The sequence below is a fragment of the Georgenia wutianyii genome (assembly GCF_006349365.1).
GTDB classification, from domain to species: domain Bacteria; phylum Actinomycetota; class Actinomycetes; order Actinomycetales; family Actinomycetaceae; genus Oceanitalea; species Oceanitalea wutianyii.
In genome coordinates this window covers 2,694,628-2,712,216 of sequence record NZ_CP040899.1, presented here as the reverse complement: position 1 = coordinate 2,712,216, position 17,589 = coordinate 2,694,628, and the positions used below count along the sequence as shown (strand labels likewise).

Genomic DNA, 17,589 nt, shown 5'->3' with positions numbered 1-17,589 from the left:
GCACGCGGCACGGTACGCCCGACCGCGCGGGGGCGATACCCGGGGGAGGAACGTCGTCACCTGTGAGGAGCGGGCGGGTGGGCGCCCGGCGTCGGACCGACCGCCTACCCTGGCGGGGTGGGTGAGACGTGGAGCGGGCCGGAGCCCGACTGGTACGAGCTGCCGCCGGACCCCGAGTGGGACTTCCCCGACTCCGAGACGGTCGCGGCCTTCGCGACCGACTCGGCCACGGCGGCACCGCTGACGGCGGCGCGGGCGGCCGCGGCGTCGTCGTCCTCCCCGCTCGAGGCGCTGACGAAGGTCTGGGGCTACGACGCGTTCCGCGGTGAGCAGGCCGAGATCATCGAGACGGTGACGCGCGGGGACGACGCGCTCGTCCTCATGCCGACCGGCGGCGGCAAGAGCCTGTGCTACCAGATCCCGGCGCTCGTGCGGGAGGGGACGGGCGTGGTCATCAGCCCGCTCATCGCGCTCATGCACGACCAGGTCGACGCGCTGGAGCAGCTGGGGGTGCGCGCGGCGTTCCTCAACTCGACGCAGACGGTGGAGGAGCGGCGCGAGGTCGAGCAGCGGCTGCTCGCGGGTGAGATCGACCTGCTCTACCTCGCGCCCGAGCGGCTGCCGGTGGCCACCGGCCTGCTCGACCGGGCGCGCATCGCGCTGTTCGCGATCGACGAGGCGCACTGCGTGTCGCAGTGGGGGCACGACTTCCGGCCCGACTACCTCGGCCTCACGCTCCTCCACGAGCGCTGGCCCGACGTGCCGCGCATCGCGCTCACCGCGACGGCGACGGCGCAGACGCGCGAGGAGATCGTGCGCAACCTGCGGCTCGAGGGCGCGCGCGTGTTCGTCTCGAGCTTCGACCGGCCGAACATCCAGTACCGGATCGCGCCCAAGCAGGAGGCCCGCAAGCAGCTGCTGCGGCTGATCAAGGACGAGCACGACGGCGAGGCGGGCATCGTCTACTGCCTGAGCCGCGCGTCGGTGGAGAAGACGGCGGAGTGGCTGGCCGCCCAGGGTGTGACGGCGCTGCCGTACCATGCGGGCCTGCCGGCGCAGGTGCGCTCGCGCAACCAGGCGCGGTTCCTGCGGGAGGACGGCGTCGTCATGGTGGCGACGATCGCGTTCGGGATGGGGATCGACAAGCCCGACGTGCGGTTCGTCGCGCACCTGGACCTGCCGAAGAGCATCGAGGGCTACTACCAGGAGACTGGTCGCGCGGGGCGCGACGGCCTGCCGTCGACGGCATGGCTCGCCTACGGGCTGCAGGACGTCGTCCAGCAGCGGCGGATGATCGAGGACGGCGAGGGCGACGCGACCCGCAAGCGCGCGCAGTCCCTCCACCTGGAGGCGATGCTCGCGCTGTGCGAGACGGTCCAGTGCCGCCGCCAGCAGCTGCTGCGGTACTTCGGGGAGGAGTCCGGGCCGTGCGGGAACTGCGACACGTGCCTCAACCCGCCGCAGTCCTACGACGGCACGGTGGCGGCGCAGAAGCTCATGTCGACGATCGTGCGGCTGGAGCGTGAGCGCGGGCAGCGCTACGGCGCCGGGCACCTGGTGGACATCCTGCTCGGCAAGGAGACCGAGCGGGTGGTGAAGCTCGGCCACACGTCGTTGTCGACGTTCGGGCTGGGCAGCGAGCTGGGGGAGGCGGAGTGGCGCGGGGTGGTGCGCCAGCTGCTGGCCCAGGGGCTGCTCGAGGTGCGCGGGGAGTACGGGGTGCTCGGCGTGACGCCCGCGGCGGCCGACGTGCTGCGCGGGGAGCGCCAGGTGCTGCTGCGGCGTGAGCCGGAGCGGGTGCGGTCCTCCCGCGGCCCCCGCGTCAAGGGCGCCGCGGCCGAGCTCGACGAGCCGCAGCAGGAGCTGTTCCAGCGGCTGCGCACCTGGCGGGCGGCGACGGCGAAGGAGCAGGGGGTGCCGGCGTACGTCGTCTTCCCCGACGCGACGCTCGCGGCGATCGCGCAGTCCCGACCGGTGAACCGCTCGGAGCTCAGCGGGATCTCCGGGGTGGGCGCGGCGAAGCTCGAGCGGTACGGGGAGGCGGTGCTCGAGGTGGTGGCGAACGCCTGACCCCTGCCCGGCCCGCCCGTTACGGTGGCGGGGTGCACCGCGACCCCGAGAGCCGCAGGAACCGCCGGATCGGACCGGGCGACGGGCACCCGCTCCCGCGCTACCGGTGGTGGCAGCCCTTCTCCCGCGCACTGCTGCACATCCCGCTGACCGAGGACGACGGCCGGTCCGCCACATGGTCGGTGGACGTGCGGCTCGGGGGCGACTCCGACGACGGCGAGGTCCGCGCGCGGCTCTACCGGGACGGTCTGCACGAGGCGGTGTCGCCGCTGCCGGCCGTGTTCCCGGTGCCGGGCGGCGTCATCCAGGTGGCGGCGAGCAGCTTCGGACTGCGGCGCGCGCACTTCGTCGGCTTCGACGGCGCCGAGCACCAGCTCGCGCCAGACCCGGGGTCGGCCGAGGGCCGGCGTGCGCGGCTCGACCGCACCCGGCCCGGGCTGAGCCGTCTCATCGGGGGCGTGTCCATGCTCGTGCTGCTCGTCGCGCTCGTCCTCGGGACGCCGCAGATCGCCCAGGAGATCACGCAGTTCCCGCCGGTGGCCGAGCGCTTCGGGTCCTTCGTCTCCCCGATCCACCTGCCCGCCGGGTGGAACATCGCGCTCTCGGTGGCGGCGGTGGTGGCGAGCACTGAGCGGGCACTGCGGCTGCGGTACCACTGGCTGCTCGACGGCGGGGTCCTCGACGGGGAGGAGTGATGCCGGGCGGTGGGCGTGCCGTGGAGGTGGGACCCGGTCAGGCCCAGATGGCCGCGTGGGGGCCGCCGTCGCCGTAGTCCTCGGGGACGGCGGGGTAGGAGACGGCGTCGCCGGTGAGGTAGCGGTGGGCGGTCCAGGAGGCGATGGCGGCGTCGAGCACGTCGTCGACCCCGGCGGCGCCCGCCGGTCCGAGGTCGGAGGGGACGACGATGCCGAGGGAGGCGAGGATCGCGCGGCGTTCCTCGATGCCGGCCCAGGTGGACTTCGGGTGGGTGAGCGGGGCGCCGGCGGCGGTGGCGAAGGAGACCTCGGGGTGGACCTCGAGGACGGGGATCGGGACCGTGCGTACCCACTGGTCGACGTCGAGGATCTTGCCGCTCAGGGCGTAGGCCTGCTGGGAGATGCCCTTGCCGGTGGCGGCGACGGCGATGGCGGTGGCCTCCGCATGGGTGGCGGCCTCGACCGCAGCGCGCACCGGGGTGGAGAAGACGGAGGAGGCGCGCCGACCCACGAGCCGGCGGGCGAGGCGGTCGGCCTCGCGCGGGCCGCCGGTCGGCAGGCCGATGGGGATGTCGATGGCGACGACGGCGACCGGTCCGTCGCGCTCGGCTGCCGCGACGACCTCGGCGATCGTGGCTGCGACGTAGCCGCGCAGGTCGGAGCTGAGCGCGACCCAGCCCTTCCGGTACGCGTCGACGCCGAGGACGCGGGCCGGCGTCAAGACAGCGGCATGGTCGGGGATGACCAGGTCGGGGCTGGCGAAGGCTCGGTCACCGGTGGCTCTGCCGCCCGCGCTCGCCGGTCGCGCCGAATCCCAGCGCGTGCTGCTATCGGTGTCACGCCGTTGCCGGTTTTAGGAAGAACAGAGGGCGACCCATGGCAGGTGGAACCTTTTGGCGAGGCTGGACAGGGACGCAGTGGAGGACGCTTTTCGCATCGGTTGTCTGCATTCTCACCCCGAACGGCTGGTGTGCCTAGGTATACCAGCCATGCTGGTTCTGGTTTCGCCCGGGATGGTCACGGGGCTGCGGTGGGTTGCTCCTCGCGCGACCTCACGGGGAAGACGCCTTCGCTCAATCGCTGCGCGCGAGCCGGGTCGTCCGGCACGTGTCCAAGATGGGCTAGCTTATCGATGACGCGACGATCCCCTACATGCGGTCGAGCAGTTCAGCCTTCTTGGTGTTGAACTCCTCGTCGGTAAGGATCCCGTCCTTGTGCAGGGCGGCCAGCTTCTTAAGTTGGTCAGCCGCATCGGGAGCGCCAGGTGCAGTATTGGCGGGGACGATGGAACCGCCACCCACCTGCTCAAGGATGACCTCACGCAGGTACGGCCCCGACGCGTGATCGGCCTTGAACTCGACAACGTTCCCAGAGGTATGGATCTCCAGGACGCTCCAAATGCCCTTATTGCGAGACTCGACCGACGAAATCCGCGAGGTCGGGATCGTCTCGGCCCCGGCGTTGGCCCTCAAGAGTGATCCGATCTTGCCTTGGTTGATCAGTTCGACTCGGTCGGCGAAAACCACTAGAAACTGGTCCGCCGAGTCGTCGAAAGTGTGTCCTACGGCCACCGCTCCGCTGACGTCGATCCCCTTCTTCTGGGCCTTCTTCCGTGCGCTCTCCTCGGACTTCAGCGCAGCCGCTCGAATCTTCGCGGCCTTGCTTGCCCGGCTCGCCTCTGCGGCTGCCTGGCGCTCTGCTTGCTTCTGCGGATCCTTGCGAAACACTCCCATGCCGCCAACGTTAGCTCGCACCACGCCGTGGTCAGCGTGAACCGCGCCGTGCCGAAGGATCACGCGGCGTGCTGGCGCATGGGGATCCCTGCGCGGAGCGCCGTCCAACCCCGGCTCGCAGCTAGAGACCTTCTCTTGCCGCTGGGCTGAAACACGGCTAGAAGACGCCTCCCCGCGTCGGTTGTCCACATCTTCACCCCCAACGGCTGACATGCGTGGGGGTTTGCCCCCTAGGTTGACCAGCATCTCCGGTCCGCCCACGGGGGGTGTGAAACGGCATGAACCATGCAACGACGGTGCTCGAGGACGAGGTCCGAGAGTTTGTCCGCCGACGCTGGCTCGATCCTGCCCGCGAGGTCGCGGGCATCCGCACGCTCGTCGCCGACTGCGAGCAGACGGCCAAGGACCTCCTCGACGCGATCGCTGGCCTCGGGCCGTTCCAGCATTTCCTCGACGACCCGACGATCGAGGAGGTGTGGATCAACGAGCCAGGGAAGGTCTTCATCGCGCGGGCCTGCAGGGCAGAGTTCGAGATCGCAAGTTCCCGTCACCTGCCGCCGAATATGGGAAACTTGGCGATATGACGCGGCATCGACTCCTAGGGGTACTCGGGGCGGTGGCGATCACTCTGACCGCTGGCTGCTCATCGCAGAGTGATGGGACGCCGGAGGAAGTACCGAGTACCGAACAGACAGCCACCGAGGAAGCGACCGACGACCACGAGGGACTGCTCGACTCCATGGCTGAGGAGCAGGCCAGCGCCCGGGCAGAATACGAGGCCCAGATAACGGTGATGGGAGCGCTGGTGCTCACGCCTGAGACCTCGCTGATCCTGGATGACGGCACCTGCTTGCCCCTCATCCCCCAGCAGAACCTGCACGACCGCATCTACCCGCTCACGGACGAGCCCCAAGTGCAGGTCCTAGATGCCTCAGGGGCCATCGTTGGCACCGCTCAGATCGAGCGCCGACTCAATAGCAACGAAGATGCGTGCATGTTCTACTTCGAGACCAGGGTTCCGCCCGGTGGCGGCTACTACACGGCAATCGTCGAATCGATTACCACCGACGCGGTAGCTGAGAGTGAAGCGGCGAACGGGCTGATCACCTTTAATCTCGCAGAAGGCATCTAGACCCGCATGGACAGGCGGGAGTGGTCATCGATGACGGTGTGCGGCGCTCTCGATCCTCACTGATCCGGCACGCTCCTCGCCGGCCGGCTGGGGCCACCGGCCGCACCCAGCACGGTGTTCGCAGCGGACACCACGATGGTCGTCAGTGCCCACTGGACGCGGTCGAGACTCCGAAGAGCCTCGACGTACGGCCTCACACCGTCGTCCGTTCCTCCTCTCCGAGGAGCACCGGGCACCGGGGCTCACCCGCGAGGTCCCCGGGCATGGTGCGCCATCCGCCGTCGCCAGGCTTCCTCTGTGCCGTCGAGGGCGTAGGTGAGCGGGAACGGCTTGAGCCCAGCCCTCTCGATCTCGACGTTGAGGCGTGCGGCGACCAGGGCGTCCTTGACCCGCTCGGTCACCACGACGAAGGCGGTCTCTGCCGGGTGGAAGACGTCGCTGCCGTCCCACCCGTCCGGCGCAGGGTCGAAGCAGGCGTGGTCGGGGGACCACGGACCGTTGTCGACGTACCTCTTCTCGCGGACGTGCTCGTCGCGGAAGCCCGACCACGAACGCGGAGACGAACCGGTGACGATCAGCCGGCCCCACCTCGGCAGCTCCTCGTCCCGGAGCGACAGCCGGACCGGCTCGACCGGTAGCCGGTCGCTCCCAGGTCTCTCATGACTTGGACGAACGCCGGCGAAACGAGGTTGTCCATGGCCGAGCTGACCATGAGGTCGGGCGGCGACCGACGTGCCCGGGGATTGGCCTAGGTGGAAGAGTCCCGGTGCCTCGCCGGGCGTGGTGTACTGCCCGGTGGGCGTCCTGGAGGAGAGGTAGTACAGCGGCTCGCGCACGGCTGCGGCACCTTCCATAAGGACGTGCAGCGAACATGGGGACGGGACATCTTGGCGTCGGTTGTCCACATCCTCACCCCTAACGGCTGACACGCGCGGTGGTTTGCCCCTAGGTTGACCACCATTCCGGTCCGCCCACGGGGGGGTGTGAAACGGCATGAACCACGCAACGACGCTGCTCGAGGACGAGGTCCGAGAGCTCGTCCGCCGACGCGGGCTCGACCCTGCCCGCGACGTCGCCGGCATCCGCACGCTCGTCGCCGACGCGATGGCCGACTACGACGACCGTTCGGTCGCCGGCCTCGTGCCGCCCGTCGCCGACCGCGAGCAGACGGCCAAGGACCTGATCGACGCGATCGCCGGGCTCGGGCCGCTCCAGCGTTTCCTCGACGACCCGACGATCGAGGAGGTATGGATCAACGAGCCGGGAAAGGTCTTCATCGCGCGCGCCGGCAGGGCTGAGCTGACGACGACGATCCTCACCGAGGCTCAGGTGCACGATCTCGTCGAGCGGATGCTGCGCATCTCCGGGCGGCGCCTCGACCTGTCCTCCCCGTTCGTCGACGCCTCGCTGGCCACGGGGGAGCGGGTGCACGTCGTCATCCCGGACATCACGCGCCGGTTCTGGGCGGTGAACATCCGCAAGTACATCGCCCGCGCCACCCGCGTGGGCGACCTCGTCGAGCTGGGGTCACTGACCACCCAGGCGGCTGCGTTCCTCGACGCCGCCGTCGTCTCCGGCCTGAACATCCTCGTCAGCGGGGCGACCCAGGCGGGCAAGACCACGATGGTCAACGCCCTCGCCGGTGCCATCCCGCCCCACGAGCGGATCATCACGTGCGAGGAGGTCTTCGAGCTGCGGCTGGCGAACCGCGACGTCGTCGCCATGCAGTGCCGTCAGCCGAACCTCGAGGGGCGGGGCGAGGTCGTGCTCCGCCGGCTCGTCAAGGAGGCGCTGCGGATGCGCCCCGACCGGATCATCATCGGCGAGGTCCGCGAGGCGGAGAGCTTCGACATGCTCATCGCCCTCAACGCCGGGATCCCCGGCATGTGCACCGTCCACGCGAACTCCGCGCGGGAGGCGGTCACCAAGATGTGCACGCTGCCCCTCCTCGCGGGGGAGAACGTCTCCAGCACGTTCGTCGTGCCGACGGTCGCCTCCGCCGTCGACCTCGTCGTCCACCTCGAGCTCGACCGGCACGGACGGCGGCGGGTGCGGGAGATCGTCGCCGTCACCGGCCGCTCGGAGGAGGGGATGGTCGAGACCGCAGAGATCTTCGTGCAGCGCGGGGAGACCCTCGTGAGGTCGGGTGGCTTCCCGCCCGACCCCGAGAGGTTCGAGCGGGCCGGTTACGACCTCGCCCAGCTGCTCGCGCAGGACACCGGGAGGTAGACGGTGGGCACGCTGGCGGGTCTGCTTCTCGGCGCAGGCCTGCTGCTGGTCTGGTTCTCCTGCTGGCCGCAGCCCGTCCGCGAGCGGCGGCCCGCGCGCTGGAGGGAACGGACGCAGGACCTGCTCGTGCGGGCCGGGGCGCCGGCGGTGACCCCCGGGCGGCTCGTCGCCGCGTGCGTCGTGCTCGCCGTCCTCGTCCTCCTCCTCGTCCTGGGGCTCACCGGGTCTCCGCCGATCGCGGTCTGCTTCGGGGCGATGGCCTCGATCGTGCCGGTCGGGTTCGTCCGGGCGCGGGCGCGACGGCGGCAGGTCGAGCTGCGCGCGGTGTGGCCCGAGGTCGTCGACGACCTCATCTCGGCGATCCGCGCGGGACTCTCGCTCCCCGAGGCGCTCACCAGCCTGGGCGAGCGCGGGCCGACGGAGGTGCGTCCTGAGTTCCGCCGGTTCGGCGAGGACTACCGCGTCACCGGACGCTTCGCCGAGTCGCTCGACCGGCTCAAGGCGCGGCTGGCTGACCCCGTCGCCGACCGGATCATCGAGGCGCTGCGGATCACGCGGGAGGTCGGCGGCTCAGACCTCGTCCGGCTGCTCCGCACGCTCGGCCAGCTGCTCCGCGAGGACCTGCGCACCCGCGGCGAGCTCGAGGCGCGGCAGAGCTGGACGGTCAACGGCGCCCGCCTTGCCACCGCCGCGCCGTGGGCCGTGCTCATCCTGCTCAGCGGCCGACCCGAGGCCGCGACCGCCTTCAACTCTGCGGCCGGAGTCTTCGTGCTGGCGACGGGAGCGGTCGTCTCCGGCCTGGCGTACTGGCTCATGGTGCGCCTGGGCCGGCTGCCCGAGGAGACGAGGGTGCTGCGATGAGCCCGACGGCGTGGGGTGGTCTCGCGGGGTTCCTCGGCGGCCTCGGGCTCGTCCTCGTCTACTGGCGCGTCCGCGCCATGCGCCCGCGCCTGCCGGAGAGGATCGCGCCCTACCTGCGGGAGCGGCCCGCCACCTCCGGACTCCTCGCCGAGCCGCGCACCCACACTCCGTTCCCGACGCTGGAGAGCCTGCTGGCGCCCGTCATGTCCGACGCCGGTCGGCTGCTCGAACGCCTCGGCAGCACCTCCCACAGCGTGCGGCGCCGGATCGTGCTCGCGGGGTCGACGCTCACCGTCGAGCAGTTCCGCCTCGAGCAGGTCATGTGGGCCGCGCTCGGGCTGGCCGGAGGGCTCGTCCTCGTGACGTTCGCGGGCGTCGCCCGAGGGCTCAACGTCGTCGCCGGGACGGCCGCCGTCGTCGTCGCTGCCGTCCTCGGCGCCGTCGCCCGGGACCGCTGGCTCACGCGTGCTGCCGAGCGGAACCAGCGCGCGATGCTCGACGAGCTCCCTGCGGTCGCCGAGCTGCTCGCGCTCGCCGTGAGCGCCGGCGAAGGCCCGATGGCGGCGCTCGAACGGGTCGCGCGCACCACCCGCGGCGCGCTGAGCCGCCAGCTCGAGGTCACCCTCGCCGAGGCGCGCGCCGGACAGCCGCTCGCCCAGGCGCTGGAACGGCTGTCGGCCAGGGTGTCGAAGGCGGCGGTCGCCCGGTTCGCCGAGGGGATCGCCGTCGCCGTCGACCGCGGCACCCCGCTCGCCGAGGTGCTGCGCGCCCAGGCCCAGGACGCGCGCGAGGCCGCGCGACGCGAGCTCATGGAGACCGGCGGGAAGAAGGAGATCGCGATGATGATCCCCGTCGTCTTCCTCGTGCTGCCGGTGACCGTCCTCTTCGCCCTCTTCCCAGGGCTCGTGCTGCTGCAGGTGGGCCTGTGAGCACGCACCGGCCCGACACCGCCCGCCCAACCGAAGGAGCACGACATGCGGCTGTACCTCAGTACGTACCTGGCAGCGCTGCGCCGGCGGCTGGTCGCCGAGGAACGCGGCGACGTCCCCGGCTGGGTGCTCGTCACGCTGATGACGGCGGGCCTCGTCGTCGCCATCTGGCTGATCGCCGGCCCGGCCCTGGTCAACGTGTTCAACACGGCGATCCAGCGGGTGCTCAGCGTCGGCGGCTGACCGACGAGAGCGGTTCGGCCGTCGTCGAGTTCGTCCTCGTCTCGATCCTGCTCGTCACGGTGCTGCTCGGGGTGGTGCAGCTCGCCCTGGCGATGCACGTGCGCAACACCCTGGTCGACGCCGCCGGGGAAGGAGCGCGCTACGGGGCCCTCGAGGGGAGCTCACCGCAGGCAGGTGCGCAGCGGACCCGTGAGCTCATCGGGACGGCCCTCAGTGCGCGGTACGGGCGGGACGTGAGCGCGGCCCTCGTCGAGCGGGACGGGCTCGTGCTCGTCGAGGTGACGGTGCGCGCGCCGCTGCCGGTGCTCGGCCTGCTCGGACCCGGAGGCGTCATGACAGCCGGCGGACGGGCGGTGCAGGAGTGAGGGCCCTGGCGACTGCCGTCCTGCGGCGACTGCGGAGTGAGGAGAGCGGCAGCGCCCTCGTCGAGTTCCTCGGCGTCACGCTGGTGCTGCTCCTGCCGCTGGTCTACCTGGTCCTCACGCTCGGGCAGATCCAGGCCGCGGCGTTCGCCGCCGAGGCAGCCGCACGCGAGTCCGGCAGGGTGATGAGCCAGGAGCCGGATCTGGCGACCGGGCTCGAGCGTGCGCAGACCGCCGTCGAGCTCGCGTTCAGCGACCACGGCATCGCTGTCGACGGCTCGCAGGCGCTATCGGTCTCCTGCAGCGAGGAGCCGTGCCTGAGCCCGGGTGCGCAGATCCACGTCCAGGTCGTGGCCGTGGTTCCGCTGCCGTTGGTCCCGGAGTTCCTCGGCGGGTCACTGCCGCTCGAGGTGCCGGTGGAAGCAGCGCACCTGGCTTCCGTCCCCGAGTTCCGGGGGAGGTGAGCGGCTGTGCGCAGGACCACCGACGACGACGGCGAGAGCGGGCAGATCACGCTCCTCTCGATCGGGTTCGGGCTGCTGGCGCTGACGCTGGTGCTGGTGCTCGCCGCGGCGTCCTCCCTCTACCTCGAGCGCAAGCAGCTCCTGGCGCTCGCCGACGGCGCGGCGGCAGACGCGGCCGACGCGATCGACTACGAGCGGTACTACGCGCCGGATGGCCCTGCCGAAGGGCTGCCGCTGTCGGACGCGTCCGTCCGTGAGTCCGTCGTCGAGTACCTCGGCAGCTCTGCCGCGGCGACCACGTTCCGCGGGCTCGGGGTCAGTGCCGGAACGGGAACCGAGGACGGGCGGACGGCGCGTGTGGTGCTGTCCGCCGTGGCGCGCCCGGCCGTCGTGCCGTGGGTGCTAGTGCCGTGGACCGACGGGTTCGTGATCACCGTGACGTCGTCGGCGCGGGCCGACTGATGGGGAGGTCCTGATGAGGACGTGGAGCGTGAGGCGGCTGGCTGTGGCGGCGTGTGTCGCCGGCCTGTTCGCGACCGGGTGCAGCGGTGACGGGGAACCCGAGCCTTCGGGGACGACGCCTGTGACTGCCGAGCCGAGCGACCCGCCGGGCTCGGTGAAACCGACGTCTCCCGCGCCCGGCCCCACGCCGTGGCCGGAGCCGACGCGACCCGCCGCGATGGATCGGGACGACATCGAAGGGGCGAAGGCGGCGGCTCAGTACTTTCTCGAGCTGTACCCGTACGTCTATGCCACGGGTGATCTCGATGAGTGGCGCGCCATGTCGGGCCCGGAGTGTCAGTTCTGCGAGGGCGCCGCCGAGCGCGCGACAGAGCTCTTCTCTGCAGGTGGGTATGGGGTCGGAGGGGAGATCGCCGTCCTCGAGATCGGGGCCGCCCCGCCCGACGACGACTGGGAGCACTTTCGGGTGGGGGTGGACGGCGTCGAGAGCCCGTCGGTCGAGTACTCCGGCAACGGAGAGGTGCTGCGGACCATCGCGGGAGGAGCGGTGACCTACAACCTTGCCTTGCTCCGTTCTGAGGGCGGATGGGTCGTTCGTGGCGTCAACCTGCAGGAGGGGCAAAGTGGATCGTAGATTCACCTCATCATTGATGGCACTGGCCATCGCAGCTGCATCGTTGATGACTGACGCGCCTGCGATGGCTTCTCGCGGAGCTTCATCGGACTGGCGCGGCATTGCAGACGGTGCGGACTCGGTGACTGTCACCGGCAACTATCGTGAGGCGCGCCAGGGAGGCTCTCTTCGCATTCGAGGGGGTGCGGACGTGCCGAGCCGGCCCTCCATCTCGCAATCCGGGGCCAGCGGGAAGCGAAACTGCGCGCCCATGCTCTACACAGAGGGGCGCTACCGCGAGGTCATCGTCGAGTGTGATGGTGCGGGCGGCACCGAAAGGACGCCGTGGTTCGATCGATCCACAGGTGGAGGCCAAGAGGGAGCGCCCGCACCCGACGTGACTATCCAGCCCATCGTGGTCTCGCACGAAGACGTGCAGCACCTGATCGTCGAGCCGGGGGGCTTGATCGTGCAGCCCGATCGGTCGTGGGTCCTGATCAATACCGAGACGGTGGTGATGACCGATGCTGCCGAGCACATCCTGCGGACGCGGGTGCTGGAGGTTGACGTCGACGTGCGCGTGACGCCGGTGCTCTACACGTGGGACTTCGGTGATGGCAGCGCTCCGCTGACGGGGACGGACCCGGGTGCACCGTGGCCGAACCACACTGTCGCCCACGTATACGACGCTCCCGGCACGGTCGTGATCTCGCTGCGAACCGAGTGGGACGCGGCGTTCCGCGTGGCCGGCACCTCGACGTGGTTGCCGGTTGCCGGCCGGGCTGTGACGACGCAGAGCACCGAGCCGATCGAGGTGCTCACCGCGACGCCTCGGCTGACAACGGGGTGATGGCTGTGAGGACTACGCGATGGATTCATGGACGCGCCCGACTGATGGGGAGATGTCGATGACCAGGGCTCTGATGACGAGGCGAATGGCTGCGGCGGTGCTCGCGACCGGCTTGCTCTTGGCAGGGTGCTCGAGTGGTGACGGTCAGCCGGAACCGACGGGATCGGCGACGGACGTATCGAGCGAGTCGCCGAGCTCGACGGAGCCGACCACTGCAGCGCCCGGCCCTACGCCGTGGCCGGAGCCGACGCGACCCACCGCGATGGAGCGGGACGACATCGAAGGGGCGAAGGCGGCGGCTGAGTACTTCTTGGCGTTGTACCCGTACGTCTACGCCACGGGTGACCTTGAGGAGTGGCAGGCGATGTCGCACCCGGAGTGTCAGTTCTGTGCGGCCGTCGCTGACGACGTTAGTGAGCTGCACTCCAGCGGTGGTTACGGCGTCGGCGGGGAGATCGTCGTCGCGGAAATGGGCGCTCTGCCTCCAGATGGCGAGTACACCCACTTCCGGGTGGGTGTTCGAGGAACTGAATCGGCCTCGTCGAGTTTCTCTGCTGACGGTGAGCCTCTTGCATCTGCGAAAGGTGGCGAAGTGAACTACACGATTGCGGTCTTGGCTGAAGACGGATGGACGATCCGAGGCCTCGCGACGGAGGAGCAATGATCGGGCTGGTTATCGCTACGCTTTCGTTCGCGATCGCAGGGGTGAATGTCGCCGTGGCGACAGAAAGGCCGCTGCTTTCGCGCGCAGATCCCTCCGACGTTCGCGTCGGTCCCGATCGGCTCGACCAGATTGAAGTGGTGGGGTCGTCGAAGGAGTTATGGGAACGACCTCGGAGAGGACTCCCGAGTTCCGGAACCCCTGCTGCGGGCGGATCGGAGAGAACTTGTCCGCCGCAGGAGTACCGGTGGGGCAAGTACAGCCTGACTGTGACGGAGTGCGGCTTCGTTCCGCCGGGAGAGTGGGCACCCTGGTTCGAGGACCAGGAGGGTACAGAGAACGAAGAGGGGGAGAGCGCGCCCCCTCAGGTGATCGCCTTTGATCGGGAGGATGTGCAGAGGCTCATCGTCGAGCCGGGAAGCCTGATCGTGCAGCCGGACCGGTCGTGGGTACTCGTCAGTGCTGAGACGGTGGTGATGACCGATGCCTCCGAGCACATCCTGAGGACACGGGTGCTGGATCTGGACATCGACGTGCGTGTGACGCCGGTGCTCTACACCTGGGACTTCGGCGATGGCAGTGCTCCGTTGACGGGAACGGACCCGGGTGCGTCGTGGCCGAACCACACCGTGTCCCACGTTTACGAGTCTCCGGGCACCGCGGTGATCTCGTTGCAGATCGAGTGGGACGCCGCGTTCCGCGTGGCCGGCACATCGACCTGGCTACCCGTTGCGGGTCGAGCAGTGACGACCCAGACCACAGAACCGATTGAGGTGGTCACGGCTACGCCACGGCTCACGACGGGGTGATAAGCAGCTGGGGCACGGGGCGCCGGGCTTGCCCTCGCTGCGAGGACCTCGTTCAGGAGCTCGACGCCTCCAGCGGGCAGACCTGTCCCGTCGGGTTAGGTGGCGGGTCGTCCTCACCGGACTCCGCACCGATGCGCCAGCCGTTGCGGCGGTAGAAGTGCCACTGCCCGCCGGACCGGACGATGGTGATGTTCTGGGAGTGGACCCAGTCGTGGTGGTGCCAGCACAGGAGGATGCCGGTCTCCACGCTCGTCGGGCCCTGGTCGCGGTACCACTGCAGCGAGTGGTGGATCTCGCCGAACCCCGGTGCTTCGTCGCAGCCGGGGAACTGGCAGTGGCCGTCGCGGGCGATGATCGCCCTGGTCATGTGCGCCGGGAAGATCCGCTGCTCGCGGCCGACGTCCAGAACCGTCGAGTCCGGCCCGAACACCACCCGCGACAGCCCCGACTCGCACGCCAGGCGGGCCAGCAGCGCCGGCGGGACCGGGGTGCCGTCCTCCAGGGTCGCCGGCTCCACGCCCGTCATCACCCGCGGGTCGATCGTCGTGGAGATGACGTGCTCGTCGCCCGGCTGCCACGTCTCCATCCAGCGACGGGCCTCCCCCGACAGCTCGAACAGGTCCTCACCGCGGCCCGGGTCCCGCGGACCACCAGGGGCGGTGAGCGCGGTGTCGGACCAGAAGCCGAAGTCCGCGCCCGCCTCGTGCGGGGTGCCGTCCGAGCGGCGCGGCGGCACCGGCGAGCCGCTCGCGGCGGCCAGCGCCCGCAGCGTCTCCAACGAGGCAGTCACCGTGAGGTGCGGGCGGATGCGCGAGTGCGCGCCCTGCAGGCCGGCGTCCAGCGACTGGCGGGCCAAGGACGTGAGCGCGGCGGCGCGGCGCTGGGCCGAGGTGCGATCGTCGTCCTTCGACTTCCTGCCCAGGTGGGACCGCAGCGCCGTGTCCACGAGCTGCCCCGAGACCTCGTCCAGCCACCCCGCCAGGTGGTACCCGTCGAGCGTGCGGGACAGGGTGAGCTGCTCCTTGGTGCCCGCCTCGCGCCACGCGCGGTCGGCGGACTCCGGGTCTGCCGAGACCGCCCAGTGCTTGACCAGCTTGGTGAACGCGGCGGCGTCCAGCGCCTTCGCCTGCTCGACGAGGAACGCCTCGCCCACGTGCTCCTCGCCGAGCTGGGCGCGCAGCCGGTCGGTGTGCAGCGCCTCGCGCACGAGCACCGTCACGTGCTCACCGCTCACCTCACCCGCCTCCAGCGCCTGCCGGGTGAGCGGGAGGTGGTCACGCAGCGCCCGCGCGTGACGCACCTGCCGCGACGCCGCCCCCGCAGTGGCGTCGGTGCGCTCCCGCAGCCACGCCTGGACGGTGCGCTGCCCGTCCAGCGCCCACAGGCCCTCCGCCTCGATCGTGGCGACCACGCCCGCCCGCAGCCCGGTGAGCCGCCGGTCCAGCTGCTCCAGCAGGTCCAGCGCCTCGTGCACCCGCCGGCCACCGACCTCGTGCCACGGCGTGCCGCTGAGCGACGCCGCCGCGGCGAGCATCGCCTCGAGCTCTGCCACCGGGTCGCAGGCGGCCGGTCGCACGGCAGCGCCGAGAGCGGTGGCCCCGCGGGACTGGGGACCCGGCGTGCTCGTCCGGGAGACGGCCGGCCGCTCGACGGCGGGGGTGCAGGCGGCGGAAGACTCCCGGACCCGTGCCCTCACCGTCGACCGGGCGAGCGGCGCCGCGGCGACAGCCGGACGCGCGAGAGGTGCGGCGTCGTCGTCGCTCTCGGGGGAGGTGGCACGGGACACGGACGCCCGGACCAGGCGGACGCCGTCGAAGTCGAGGTACTCGACGAGCGAGGCGAAGGCACGCTCCACCGCCGACTCCTCGACCACCGGTGCTGCGACCACGACCCTCACCTCCCTGCGAGTGACGCCCTGCCTCCCTTGTGCTCCCATCGTCCCAGCGACCACTGACATCGGGATGAGCCGGTGGCGGCAACGGTGGGAGGATCGGGCCATGGACCACGAGCTGCACTTCACCGGCGACGCCGACGCCGACCACCTCCTGTCCACCGACCCGCTCGCGCTGATCATCGGGATGCTGCTCGACCAGCAGGTCGCCATGGAGACCGCGTTCGCCGGGCCGTACAAGCTGCAGCAGCGCTTCGGCGGCTTCGACGCCGCCCGGCTCGCCGCGATGGACCCCGACGAGCTCACCGACGTCATGCGCCAGACCCCCGCCGTCCACCGCTACCCCGGCTCCATGGCCAAGCGGATCATCGCGCTCAGCGGCGCCGTCGTCGAGGACTACGACGGCGACGTCGCCCGCCTGTGGACCGACGGCGACCCCGACGGCGCCGAGATCCTGCGCCGCCTCAAGAAGCTGCCCGGGTTCGGCGAGCAGAAGGCCAGGATCTTCCTCGCGCTCCTCGGCAAGCAGTGCGGGCTCCAGGCTCCCGGCTGGCGCGAGGCCGCCGGCGCGTACGGCGAGGACGGGGCGCGCCGGTCGATCGCCGACGTCACCGACGAGGACTCCCTGCTCCAGGTGCGCGAGACCAAGCGCGCGATGAAGGCCGCCGCTAAGCAGGGCTGAACCCGCGCAGCCCTCACTCCGACGGCGCGTCCTCCAGCATGGCGAGGAACGCGCGCGTGGCGGGGGAGGGGTTGAACCCGCTCCAGGCCAGGTGCTCCACCCGCACCGGGCCGTCGGTCACCCGCACCGTCCGCACCGCCGGGTTACGCACGGCGATCGCCTCGGCGAGCAGCGCGACCGCCAGCCCCTGCGCGACGAGGCTGAGCATGAGCTCCGCGGACGTCACCTCGTAGGCGACCTCCCGCTCCAGCCCCGCCGTCGCGAACGCGTGGTCGCTCTGCGCCCGCCCCGGCGACGTGCGCGGGAAGTCCGCGAACGTCTCCCCGGCCAGGTCGCCCAGCGCCACCTCCTCGCGCGCCGCGAGCGCGTGCGAGGGAGGCAGGACGGCCACCAGCCGCTGCCGGTCCAGCTCGCGGGACTCCACCCCGCGCGGCTGCAGCCCCTCCCGCAGCCCGAGCACCGCGACGTCGAGCGTCCCCGCGGCCACCTGCGCCGCCATCGTGTCGCTCGAGCCCACCTGCAGGCTCACCTGCACCGCACCGTGCCGCTCCCGGAAACGCTGGAGGACGGCGGGGATGTCGAGCGCGACGACGGTCGGCGTGATCCCCACCGCGAGCCGCCCCCGCACCTGCCCGACGGCGGCCGCCGCCTCCACCGCCGCCCGCTCGGCCGCCTCCAGGCACTCCCGCGCCGCCGGCAGGAACGCCTCCCCGGCCGGGGTCAGCTCCACCCGCCTGCTCGTCCGCGCGAACAGCGCCACCCCCAGCTCGCGCTCCAGGGTGCGCACCTGCTGGCTCAGCGCGGACTGGGCGACGAAGCACTGCGCCGCAGCGCGGGTGAAGTTCCTCGTCTCCGCGACGGCGACGGCGTAACGCAGCTGGCGTAGCTCCATCCGCCTATCGT

At 71.1% G+C, this 17,589-nt stretch carries 21 protein-coding genes; 16 read left to right on the top strand and 5 right to left on the bottom strand.

Going from position 1 to position 17,589, the window contains the following annotated elements; genetic code table 11:
• Nucleotides 1–117: 117 nt before the first annotated feature.
• Nucleotides 118–2,070, top strand: coding sequence for a DNA helicase RecQ (gene recQ / locus FE251_RS11980; protein WP_407925271.1), 1,953 nt, complete (start codon nucleotides 118–120; stop codon nucleotides 2,068–2,070).
• A 32-nt stretch (nucleotides 2,071–2,102) separates the two neighbouring features.
• Nucleotides 2,103–2,765 (top strand): hypothetical protein, encoded by a 663-nt coding sequence (locus tag FE251_RS11975; protein WP_139948910.1) that lies wholly within the window; start codon nucleotides 2,103–2,105, stop codon nucleotides 2,763–2,765.
• A 37-nt stretch (nucleotides 2,766–2,802) separates the two neighbouring features.
• On the opposite strand, the gene FE251_RS11970 is transcribed toward FE251_RS11975, so the two are convergent.
• Entirely contained in the window at nucleotides 2,803–3,486 is a 684-nt protein-coding gene (locus FE251_RS11970) for a DUF429 domain-containing protein (RefSeq protein ID WP_168202726.1), read from the bottom strand.
• A 427-nt stretch (nucleotides 3,487–3,913) separates the two neighbouring features.
• A complete protein-coding gene (locus FE251_RS11965; protein ID WP_139948908.1) occupies nucleotides 3,914–4,498 on the bottom strand; it encodes an SHOCT domain-containing protein in 585 nt (194 codons plus the stop codon).
• A gap of 296 nt (nucleotides 4,499–4,794) precedes the next feature.
• Between FE251_RS11965 and FE251_RS11960 the strand changes: the two genes are divergently transcribed.
• A complete protein-coding gene (locus tag FE251_RS11960; protein WP_139948907.1) occupies nucleotides 4,795–5,082 on the top strand; it encodes a hypothetical protein in 288 nt (95 codons plus the stop codon).
• 32 nt (nucleotides 5,083–5,114) lie between these two features.
• Nucleotides 5,115–5,630: a hypothetical protein gene (locus FE251_RS11955; protein WP_139948906.1), complete on the top strand. Its 516-nt coding sequence runs from the start codon at nucleotides 5,115–5,117 to the stop codon at nucleotides 5,628–5,630.
• 242 nt (nucleotides 5,631–5,872) lie between these two features.
• On the opposite strand, the gene FE251_RS11950 is transcribed toward FE251_RS11955, so the two are convergent.
• Nucleotides 5,873–6,466, bottom strand: a complete 594-nt coding sequence (locus tag FE251_RS11950; RefSeq protein WP_139948905.1) for a hypothetical protein — start codon at nucleotides 6,464–6,466, stop codon at nucleotides 5,873–5,875.
• 157 nt (nucleotides 6,467–6,623) lie between these two features.
• Here FE251_RS11950 and FE251_RS11945 point away from each other — a divergent pair, with 157 nt between their 5' ends.
• The 11 genes from FE251_RS11945 to FE251_RS11895 all read left to right on the top strand — a co-directional run bounded on the left by FE251_RS11945 (nucleotide 6,624) and on the right by FE251_RS11895 (nucleotide 14,113).
• Complete coding sequence (locus FE251_RS11945) at nucleotides 6,624–7,859, top strand: CpaF family protein (protein WP_139948904.1); 1,236 nt, start codon at nucleotides 6,624–6,626, stop codon at nucleotides 7,857–7,859.
• A 3-nt stretch (nucleotides 7,860–7,862) separates the two neighbouring features.
• The gene (locus tag FE251_RS11940) at nucleotides 7,863–8,720 is read left to right on the top strand and encodes a type II secretion system F family protein (RefSeq protein WP_139948903.1); all 858 of its coding nucleotides are present in this window, start codon (nucleotides 7,863–7,865) and stop codon (nucleotides 8,718–8,720) included.
• Nucleotides 8,717–9,649 carry a type II secretion system F family protein gene (locus FE251_RS11935; RefSeq protein WP_139948902.1) on the top strand — a complete coding sequence of 311 codons (933 nt, stop codon included), beginning with the start codon at nucleotides 8,717–8,719 and terminating at the stop codon, nucleotides 9,647–9,649. The genes FE251_RS11940 and FE251_RS11935 overlap by 4 nt, the downstream gene beginning before the upstream one ends.
• Before the next feature lie 45 nt (nucleotides 9,650–9,694).
• Nucleotides 9,695–9,892 (top strand): hypothetical protein, encoded by a 198-nt coding sequence (locus tag FE251_RS11930; protein ID WP_139948901.1) that lies wholly within the window; start codon nucleotides 9,695–9,697, stop codon nucleotides 9,890–9,892.
• Nucleotides 9,889–10,257, top strand: a complete 369-nt coding sequence (locus FE251_RS11925; RefSeq protein ID WP_139949334.1) for a TadE/TadG family type IV pilus assembly protein — start codon at nucleotides 9,889–9,891, stop codon at nucleotides 10,255–10,257. Before FE251_RS11930 ends, FE251_RS11925 begins: the two co-directional genes overlap by 4 nt.
• Complete coding sequence (locus tag FE251_RS11920; protein WP_139948900.1) at nucleotides 10,254–10,718, top strand: pilus assembly protein; 465 nt, start codon at nucleotides 10,254–10,256, stop codon at nucleotides 10,716–10,718. The genes FE251_RS11925 and FE251_RS11920 overlap by 4 nt, the downstream gene beginning before the upstream one ends.
• Before the next feature lie 6 nt (nucleotides 10,719–10,724).
• A complete protein-coding gene (locus FE251_RS11915; protein WP_230976421.1) occupies nucleotides 10,725–11,180 on the top strand; it encodes a pilus assembly protein TadG-related protein in 456 nt (151 codons plus the stop codon).
• A 13-nt stretch (nucleotides 11,181–11,193) separates the two neighbouring features.
• The gene (locus FE251_RS11910; RefSeq protein WP_139948899.1) at nucleotides 11,194–11,814 is read left to right on the top strand and encodes a DUF6318 family protein; all 621 of its coding nucleotides are present in this window, start codon (nucleotides 11,194–11,196) and stop codon (nucleotides 11,812–11,814) included.
• Nucleotides 11,815–12,064: 250 nt separating this feature from the next.
• On the top strand, nucleotides 12,065–12,643 hold the full coding sequence (locus tag FE251_RS11905) for a PKD domain-containing protein (RefSeq protein ID WP_168202725.1): 579 nt from the start codon (nucleotides 12,065–12,067) through the stop codon (nucleotides 12,641–12,643).
• 58 nt (nucleotides 12,644–12,701) lie between these two features.
• Complete coding sequence (locus FE251_RS11900; RefSeq protein WP_139948897.1) at nucleotides 12,702–13,307, top strand: DUF6318 family protein; 606 nt, start codon at nucleotides 12,702–12,704, stop codon at nucleotides 13,305–13,307.
• Nucleotides 13,304–14,113, top strand: a complete 810-nt coding sequence (locus FE251_RS11895; protein WP_168202724.1) for a PKD domain-containing protein — start codon at nucleotides 13,304–13,306, stop codon at nucleotides 14,111–14,113. Before FE251_RS11900 ends, FE251_RS11895 begins: the two co-directional genes overlap by 4 nt.
• 52 nt (nucleotides 14,114–14,165) lie before the next feature.
• Here the strand turns inward: FE251_RS11895 and FE251_RS11890 are convergent, their stop codons facing one another.
• Nucleotides 14,166–16,001, bottom strand: coding sequence for an HNH endonuclease signature motif containing protein (locus FE251_RS11890; protein ID WP_168202723.1), 1,836 nt, complete (start codon nucleotides 15,999–16,001; stop codon nucleotides 14,166–14,168).
• 109 nt (nucleotides 16,002–16,110) lie between these two features.
• Here FE251_RS11890 and FE251_RS11885 point away from each other — a divergent pair, with 109 nt between their 5' ends.
• The gene (locus tag FE251_RS11885; protein ID WP_139948894.1) at nucleotides 16,111–16,686 is read left to right on the top strand and encodes an HhH-GPD-type base excision DNA repair protein; all 576 of its coding nucleotides are present in this window, start codon (nucleotides 16,111–16,113) and stop codon (nucleotides 16,684–16,686) included.
• Between the two features lie 13 nt (nucleotides 16,687–16,699).
• On the opposite strand, the gene FE251_RS11880 is transcribed toward FE251_RS11885, so the two are convergent.
• On the bottom strand, nucleotides 16,700–17,578 hold the full coding sequence (locus FE251_RS11880; RefSeq protein WP_139071452.1) for a LysR family transcriptional regulator: 879 nt from the start codon (nucleotides 17,576–17,578) through the stop codon (nucleotides 16,700–16,702).
• Nucleotides 17,579–17,589: the final 11 nt, after the last annotated feature.

Bases quoted from the DNA above. Each gene is read 5' to 3' on its own strand.
- FE251_RS11965 (WP_139948908.1), bottom strand. From the start codon at position 4,498: ATGGGAGTGTTTCGCAAGGATCCGCAGAAGCAAGCAGAGCGCCAGGCA.
- FE251_RS11945 (WP_139948904.1), top strand. From the start codon at position 6,624: ATGAACCACGCAACGACGCTGCTCGAGGACGAGGTCCGAGAGCTCGTC.
- FE251_RS11935 (WP_139948902.1), top strand. From the start codon at position 8,717: ATGAGCCCGACGGCGTGGGGTGGTCTCGCGGGGTTCCTCGGCGGCCTC.
- FE251_RS11930 (WP_139948901.1), top strand. From the start codon at position 9,695: ATGCGGCTGTACCTCAGTACGTACCTGGCAGCGCTGCGCCGGCGGCTG.
- FE251_RS11910 (WP_139948899.1), top strand. From the start codon at position 11,194: ATGAGGACGTGGAGCGTGAGGCGGCTGGCTGTGGCGGCGTGTGTCGCC.
- FE251_RS11905 (WP_168202725.1), top strand. From the start codon at position 12,065: ATGCTCTACACAGAGGGGCGCTACCGCGAGGTCATCGTCGAGTGTGAT.
- FE251_RS11900 (WP_139948897.1), top strand. From the start codon at position 12,702: ATGACCAGGGCTCTGATGACGAGGCGAATGGCTGCGGCGGTGCTCGCG.
- FE251_RS11895 (WP_168202724.1), top strand. From the start codon at position 13,304: ATGATCGGGCTGGTTATCGCTACGCTTTCGTTCGCGATCGCAGGGGTG.
- FE251_RS11885 (WP_139948894.1), top strand. From the start codon at position 16,111: ATGGACCACGAGCTGCACTTCACCGGCGACGCCGACGCCGACCACCTC.
- FE251_RS11880 (WP_139071452.1), bottom strand. From the start codon at position 17,578: ATGGAGCTACGCCAGCTGCGTTACGCCGTCGCCGTCGCGGAGACGAGG.